The organism is Curtobacterium sp. B18 (assembly GCF_000333375.1).
Classification (GTDB): domain Bacteria; phylum Actinomycetota; class Actinomycetes; order Actinomycetales; family Microbacteriaceae; genus Curtobacterium.
Genome location: NZ_BACZ01000001.1, coordinates 1 through 6,205, shown reverse-complemented (window position 1 = coordinate 6,205; position 6,205 = coordinate 1). Strand labels below are relative to the sequence as shown.

The 6,205-nt window shown below is 74.7% G+C and carries 9 protein-coding genes; 3 read left to right on the top strand and 6 right to left on the bottom strand.

All coding sequences use genetic code 11. The features are described from left to right. Window positions 1-266: hypothetical protein (locus I5E_RS00045; RefSeq protein ID WP_031260779.1), on the bottom strand; the 266-nt coding region annotated here is incomplete at its 3' end. 452 nt (window positions 267-718) lie between these two features. Further along, the gene (locus I5E_RS00040; RefSeq protein ID WP_022905198.1) at window positions 719-979 is read right to left on the bottom strand and encodes a hypothetical protein; all 261 of its coding nucleotides are present in this window, start codon (window positions 977-979) and stop codon (window positions 719-721) included. Between the two features lie 38 nt (window positions 980-1,017). Here I5E_RS00040 and I5E_RS00035 point away from each other — a divergent pair, with 38 nt between their 5' ends. After that, window positions 1,018-1,380 (top strand): RNA-binding S4 domain-containing protein, encoded by a 363-nt coding sequence (locus I5E_RS00035; RefSeq protein WP_022905197.1) that lies wholly within the window; start codon window positions 1,018-1,020, stop codon window positions 1,378-1,380. Here the strand turns inward: I5E_RS00035 and I5E_RS00030 are convergent. The 4 genes from I5E_RS00030 to I5E_RS00015 all read right to left on the bottom strand — a co-directional run bounded on the left by I5E_RS00030 (window position 1,374) and on the right by I5E_RS00015 (window position 4,701). Beyond that, window positions 1,374-1,745 carry a DUF6578 domain-containing protein gene (locus tag I5E_RS00030; protein ID WP_022905196.1) on the bottom strand — a complete coding sequence of 124 codons (372 nt, stop codon included), beginning with the start codon at window positions 1,743-1,745 and terminating at the stop codon, window positions 1,374-1,376. The two genes, I5E_RS00035 and I5E_RS00030, sit on opposite strands and share 7 nt — an antisense overlap. Next, complete coding sequence (locus I5E_RS00025; protein ID WP_022905195.1) at window positions 1,745-2,692, bottom strand: J domain-containing protein; 948 nt, start codon at window positions 2,690-2,692, stop codon at window positions 1,745-1,747. Before I5E_RS00025 ends, I5E_RS00030 begins: the two co-directional genes overlap by 1 nt. A gap of 151 nt (window positions 2,693-2,843) precedes the next feature. Next, the gene (locus I5E_RS00020) at window positions 2,844-3,929 is read right to left on the bottom strand and encodes a winged helix DNA-binding domain-containing protein (RefSeq protein ID WP_148286800.1); all 1,086 of its coding nucleotides are present in this window, start codon (window positions 3,927-3,929) and stop codon (window positions 2,844-2,846) included. 25 nt (window positions 3,930-3,954) lie between these two features. Beyond that, window positions 3,955-4,701 carry a phosphotransferase enzyme family protein gene (locus tag I5E_RS00015; RefSeq protein WP_022905193.1) on the bottom strand — a complete coding sequence of 249 codons (747 nt, stop codon included), beginning with the start codon at window positions 4,699-4,701 and terminating at the stop codon, window positions 3,955-3,957. A 139-nt stretch (window positions 4,702-4,840) separates the two neighbouring features. Here I5E_RS00015 and I5E_RS00010 point away from each other — a divergent pair, with 139 nt between their 5' ends. Beyond that, window positions 4,841-5,491 carry a GntR family transcriptional regulator gene (locus tag I5E_RS00010; RefSeq protein WP_022905192.1) on the top strand — a complete coding sequence of 217 codons (651 nt, stop codon included), beginning with the start codon at window positions 4,841-4,843 and terminating at the stop codon, window positions 5,489-5,491. After that, window positions 5,488-6,205: MFS transporter (locus I5E_RS00005; protein WP_022905191.1), on the top strand; the 718-nt coding region annotated here is incomplete at its 3' end. The genes I5E_RS00010 and I5E_RS00005, both read left to right, overlap by 4 nt.

Here is a 6,205-nt window from a genome sequence, read left to right as displayed (position 1 = left end):
AGCCGTGCCGGAGCGCCCGTGGTCGTCCAGGGGTCCGAGCCGATGAGCCGGAGTCCGTCGACCGAGCCCGGGAGGCGTTCCAGCAGGCTGGTGTGCTCCTCCGCGACGGTGCGGTCGCTCGGACGGGAGCGGACGGTGAGCACGACGTCGTCGCCGGTGACGCGCAGGTCCGCCTGGGCCGAGTCCTCGCGGCGCCACGCGTCGGGGCGGCGGAGGGTCAGGCGGGCGGTGCGGTCCTCGGTGCCGAGCGGGACGGGGACGGCCATGGCACGAGGCTACGTCGGGGCCGGCGCGGGGGCGGTGGCGGCTCGCCGGGGTCGCCCGGTTCCGGGGGGGGGGCGGGCGGGGGTGCGGGGTGGGGTAAAGGCGGGTGGGCGTGCGCGGGCGGGGGTGCGCGCGGCCCGCCGCACCGTGCGCGTTCCATCGGCCCGTGCGAGGTTGACCGCTGGGTGCCCCGCTACAAGCCCGCACCCAGCGATCGGCGCCGCACCGCTCGGCCAAGGCCGCACCGTGCGGATCGTGCGGCCGCCCCCGCGCGGCCTGCCGCACGGTGCGCGCTCCGTCAGCCCGTGCGAGGTTGACCGCCCGGTGCCGCGCTACAAGCCCGCACCCAGCGGTCGACACCGCAGCGGCCGGCCAAGGCCGCACCGTGCAGGGCTGCCGCCGACGCCGCACCCGCCTGCCAAGGCCGCACGGTGCGAGGCGGCACGGTGCGAGGTCAGCGGCGCGGGGGCCGCGGCGCGGGCGGCGGCGGGACCGGCTTCGCGGCGACGACGTCGGCGAGTGCGACATCGACGAGGCCTCGGCGGGTGTCGACCCGCACGGACGAATCGGTACGGCCGACGAGCGTCCCGAGCGCGTCCCGCGCCCCCGCGCCGTCGTGCGCCCGGACGACCAGCCGGTCGCCGATCGCCGCGTCCCGGAGCACCGCGAGCGCCAGCGCCCGGGCGATCGCGTCCTGCCCGGCACCGTCTCCCACACCGCCAGCGTACGGCCGGTCCGCCCTAGAGTGTGGGGATGGCCAAGGCTCGCGTGGACAGCTGGATCTGGGCGGTGCGGATCACGAAGACCCGCTCCGCCGCGACCGCCGCGTGCAAGGCCGGGCACGTCCGGGTGAACGGGGAGCGCGCGAAGCCCGCGCAACCGATCGGCCCCGGAGACGAGGTGCGGGTGCGCCAGAACGGGTTCGACCGGATCGTCGTCGTCACCGGCATCATCCTCAAGCGGACGAGTGCTCCCGAGGCGGCGAAGCACTTCGAGGACAGGACCCCGCCGAGACTCCCCAAGGAGGAGGCCGGCTTCGTCCCGATGCGCGACCGCGGCGCCGGGCGTCCGAGCAAGCGGGAGCGCCGCGACCTCGAGAAGCTCCGCGGCTACTGACGCTTCCGCTTGCCGTCGGGATCGACGACGACCTCGAACTCCGGGTCCCCATCCCACTCGACCGTGACGGGCTGTCCGGTCCACCGGGCCTCGAGGTGTCCGTCGTCGTCATCGTCGAAGCCACGGAGTGCTCGACCACTCGGCACGCGGTCGATCGCGACGCGGCCGTCCCGTCCGACGGCGAACAGCTCGGTGACACGCCCTCGGATCCGCTGGTTCGGCACGGTGTCGTGCCGGATCTCCGCGAAGCGCCGCGCGCCGTCGGCCGACACCACGCCGTACTCGACGACGTCACCGATCTCGACGGGGAGCCCGCAGCACTGGTGCTCCCAGCCACCGACGAGGACCACCACCGGCTCGGGCATCACACGAACCGGACGGTCTGCTGCAGTCGGTCGCGGACTTCGAACACGTCGACGTGCCCCTCCGGCGACCACACGCCGTTCACCACCTGGCCGAGCGCACTGCGGCGGACCACCAGCGCGGTGGGCTTGCGGGGCGAGCCGACGAGCTGGACGTCCTCGTCGACGGCGGAGTCCGGCACGACGAGCAGGCGCCCGGTGAAGCGCACCCGGGTCTGCTTCTGCACGGCGCGGGCGGCCCGGACGAGCTCCTTCACGGGACGCTCGCCGTCCGCGAGGGTCTCCCCCGCGATCTCGCCGTGCTCGATGCGCACCGGAGCGCCCCAGTCGATCGACTCGACGGCCCACAGACCGCTCGGGGTGAGGACGGCGTGGTCGAGCTTGCCCTCGGCACCGGCGTCGAGGTCGTGCCACACCGTCACGCCGATGCCCATCTCGGAGACGATCGACGCCGTGGCCTCCTCGGCGAGGGCCTCGGCGAGGAGCCGCCGGATGTGCCGCGGGGCGGAGCGGATGAGCGTGGGGTCGTAGGGGTCCTCGATGGGGTCCCCGAGGCCGACCCACTCGCGTTCGGCCTGCAGGAAGACCTCGCGCGACCGCCCGCCGGGGTGTCCGTGGGACCGGGCCCGCGGGCGTGTGTCGCGACGCGCCGCCGGGGGTGCGTAGGCGTCGCGACCGGTGTCGCTCCTCCAGGCCGACGAACCGGACGGGCCGGACGCGCCCTGCTGGCCACCACGCTGCGACCCGGCGTCGTAGGCGCGGCGTGCGGCGGGGGTGCCGATCCGCTCCCAGGCGATCTGCACCTGGCGGAAGCGGCGCGCGTCGCCGCCGAGGTCGGGGTGGGACTCGCGCGCTGCGCGACGGTAGGCGCGGCGGAGCTCGTCGTCGTCGGCGGACGCGGGGACGCCGAGGACTTCGTACGGGGTGGCGTCGGCCGGGCTGTCGGTCATGGCCCTGCGACATTACCCGAGGGAGCGTCTGAGTCCGCCGCGTGGCGGCTGGGTGCTGCCTGGAGGCGCGGCGCGCGCCCGGCAGGCGGCATCGGTCCGCGACACGGCACCGGTTGATCGACGGGCGGGGTGTCGTCGACCGCGTGCGGGATCAGGACGGTCCGGCGACGGCGAAGGAGACGGGGGTCGCGAGGAACGCGCCGTAGCGGCCGGCGGCCGCCTCGAGTGCGCGGAGGGCCGCCGCGTCGAGCGGTTCGAACGGCGTGACGGTGACGTGGACGTCCCGGGTGCGCTCGGATCGGCTCCAGGTCCCCACGACCCGGCCGCGGACGACCGCCATCGGCAGGAAGATGCCGTTGCCGCCGGGGACGACGCGGTCTGCGTGCACGGGATCGAGCTGGACGGTGCGGTCGGCGTAGCCGAGGAGGTACTCGTCGAACCCCGGGAGGAGGTGCGCCGTCGGCACGCCACCCGGGTCGGGCCGGTCGGCGAGAGCGAGAAGGCCGTCGCCGAGGACCTCGACGGCGTCACCGGCGACGGCACGGGCACGCCGGACGTCGCCGAGCGGCAGCTTGGTCCACGCAGCGGTGTCGGCCTCGGTCGCGGGGCCCCGGCCGCGCAGGTGCCCGACCAGCACGCGGCGGAGCGCCTCGTCGCGGTCGGGCAGGTCGGTGGCGGCGGGTGCCCAGTCGTCGAGGAGCACGAGCCCCTGGCCGACGCGGGCGGTCGGACCCCACGCGACGATCCCCTCGAGCGCCAGGCGGAGCAGCACGTGGTAGCCGCGGCCGCCGGCCGGGTCGAGGCCGGCGGCGCGGTAGGCGTCGAACAGGTCGTCGCGCACGAGCGACCGGCCGCCCGAGAGGACGCCGGCCGTGGTGTCCCGTGCGGTGCGGAGGACCGCGTCGTCGATGCCGAGCTCGGCCGCACGCCGGGCGATGGACCGGATGGTCCGCTCGGCGGTGAGCGAGAGGAGCAGTCGCAGGTCGTCGGGACGCATCGCGTGCAGGGTGCCGCGCATCGGCCACGAGCGGATGACCTCGGCACGGTCGAACGCTGCACGGACGTCGTCGCGGGTCGACCCGGGAGCCCGGACCCCGACGGCCCAGGTCACCTGCGCGAGGTCCTGGCCCTGCACGGCGAGCATGCGTTCCACCACCGCGGTCGGACCGTGGCCGGGCGCGGCGATCCCCTGCGCCGCGAGTCGCATCGCGCGCAGTCGGGCCGGTGTCGTCGTCACGGCACCAGCATGCCCGGCACCACCGTCAGGCGACGGCGGCGCTGATGTCGGCCGCGTGCCGCTCGATGTACGCGACGTCGGCCCGGTACAGGTCGGCGTGGCCGTGGTGCAGGTCGCTGACGAACTTCGGGTTGCCCGCGGCCGCCTCGGTCTCCATCGTCGTGACGAGGGCGACGAGCGAGGCGATGATCGTCTCGGCGAGGACCTGGCGCGACCGGGCGTCGAGGTCGTAGGCGCGGCAGAACTCGGCGGCACGGTCGAGTCGTTCGTCGAGCGACGGCGCGGTGGACCCCTCGACCTCGCCGGTGGTGAACGGGGCGAACCGGTAGACGGCACTCGCGACGTCCCACACCCGCGGCCCGGGGTGCGCCGTGTCGAAGTCGATGAGCCCGACCGCGGCGATGCCGTCGTAGACGCAGTTGTACGGGGCGAAGTCGCCGTGCACGATCGTCTCGGCCGGGTACCGCTCCGCCTGGGACCACAGGTCGCGGTCGTCGTCGCGCGGGAACGTCGCCGCGGCGTCGTGGTAGTGCCGCAGCAGCCGGGCGGTCGTGACGAGGGCTGCCTCGCTCGCGACGTCGGCCGTCCACGGGTACTCCCCCGCCGCGCCGGGGACGAACGACACGGTCTCGAGCGTGTGCCCGAGCTCGATCGGTTCCGGTGCCGCGACGAACCCCTGTTCGTGCAGGTGGGCGAGCAGCCGGTGCACGGTCGGCGTCCACGGCCCTGCCGGGCGGTGCACGCGATCGTCGGCCCTGGTGATCCGCTCCATCGGAACCTCCTGTTGTACGTCTCCGTTGACGTGGTGGCCCAGCGTATCCGGCTCCGGGCGCCGATGTACCGGTCCACGCGTGAACAGCGTGTGACAGCAGTGCATGCACCGTTGCATGCAAGGCGTAGGATCGTCCTCCGTGAGCACTCCGAGCACGACCACCACCGGCCCGGCGGCGTCCGAGCGGGCGTACGACCACGTGAAGCGCGCGATCATCCGCGGGGACCTCCCGGGCGGGACGGCGATCAGCGAGAACGCACTCTGCCTGGAGATCGGCGTGTCGAGGACCCCCGTGCACGAGGCGTTCCTGCGGCTCGCCGCCGAGGACCTGCTCACCCTCGAGTCCCGGAAGGGTGCCGTCGTCCGCCCGATGTCCCCGAGCGAGGCGGCCGACGTGCTCGAGATGCGGGAGGCGATCGAGTCGACCGCGGCGACCCGCGTCGTCACCGACGGCCGCGTGTCGGACGTCGCCCCGCGCCTCCAGGCCATGCTCGCGGAGCAGGAGCAGGCGGTCGCGACGGGCGACGTCGACCGGTTCATCGAGGTCGACGCGGAGTTCCACGGTGCGGTCATCGAGGCGTCGCGGAACGCGATCGCCGTGATGTTCGCGCGGACCCTGCGGGACCGACAGCAGCGGCTGCGGCACCACCTCATGCGGCTCCAGCCGTCCCAGCTGCAGGCGTCCCTCGACGACCACCGTGCCCTCGCCGCCGCGCTCGACGCGGGTGACGCCGCGCGGTACGCCGAGGTACTCGGCGCCCACGTCGCATCGCACCGGGGCGCGCTGTGAGCGCGGGCGTCGGCACCGGGAGCATCCCCACAACCGGGTCGGTCGCGCTGCCGTCGGCCCGGGTCCTGCCGTGGGTCGCGGTGTGGGGAGCGGTGTTCGTGTGCTCGTGGGGCGGCAACCAGTTCTCGCCGCTGCTCCTCATGTACGAGGAGCGCGCGCACTACTCGTCGCTGCTCGTGAACGTCTTCCTCGGCGTGTACGTGCTCGGGCTCGCGCCGGCGCTGCTCGTCGCCGGGTCCCTGTCCGACCGGCACGGCCGCCGCCCGCTCATGCTCGTCGGGATCGTCTCGGCCGTCGTCGGCAGCGGCCTGCTGGCGTTCGGGCCGCTCGGGGCGGGGTTCCTGATGGCCGGACGGTTGTGCTCCGGGATCACCGTCGGGATCGCGATGGCGGTCGGCAACAGCTGGGTGAAGGAGCTCTCGCAACGCCGCTTCGACCCGTCCGCCGACGCCGGGTCCGGTGCCCGCCGCGCGTCGCTGGCGTTCACCCTCGGGTCGGCGTCCGGTGCCCTCGTCGCCGGCCTCATCGCGCAGTGGGGCCCGATTCCCGAGGTGCTGCCCTTCCTCGTGCCCCGCGTCTCGGTCACCGTCGAAGATCGTGAACCCCAGCAGCGAGAACGGTGCGACGGCGGTGACGGTCACCGAGTGTTCGCCGCTCGACAGTCCGTCCACCCTCGTGGTCGTGCCGGCGCTGGCGGTCCCCGTCGTGGCGACG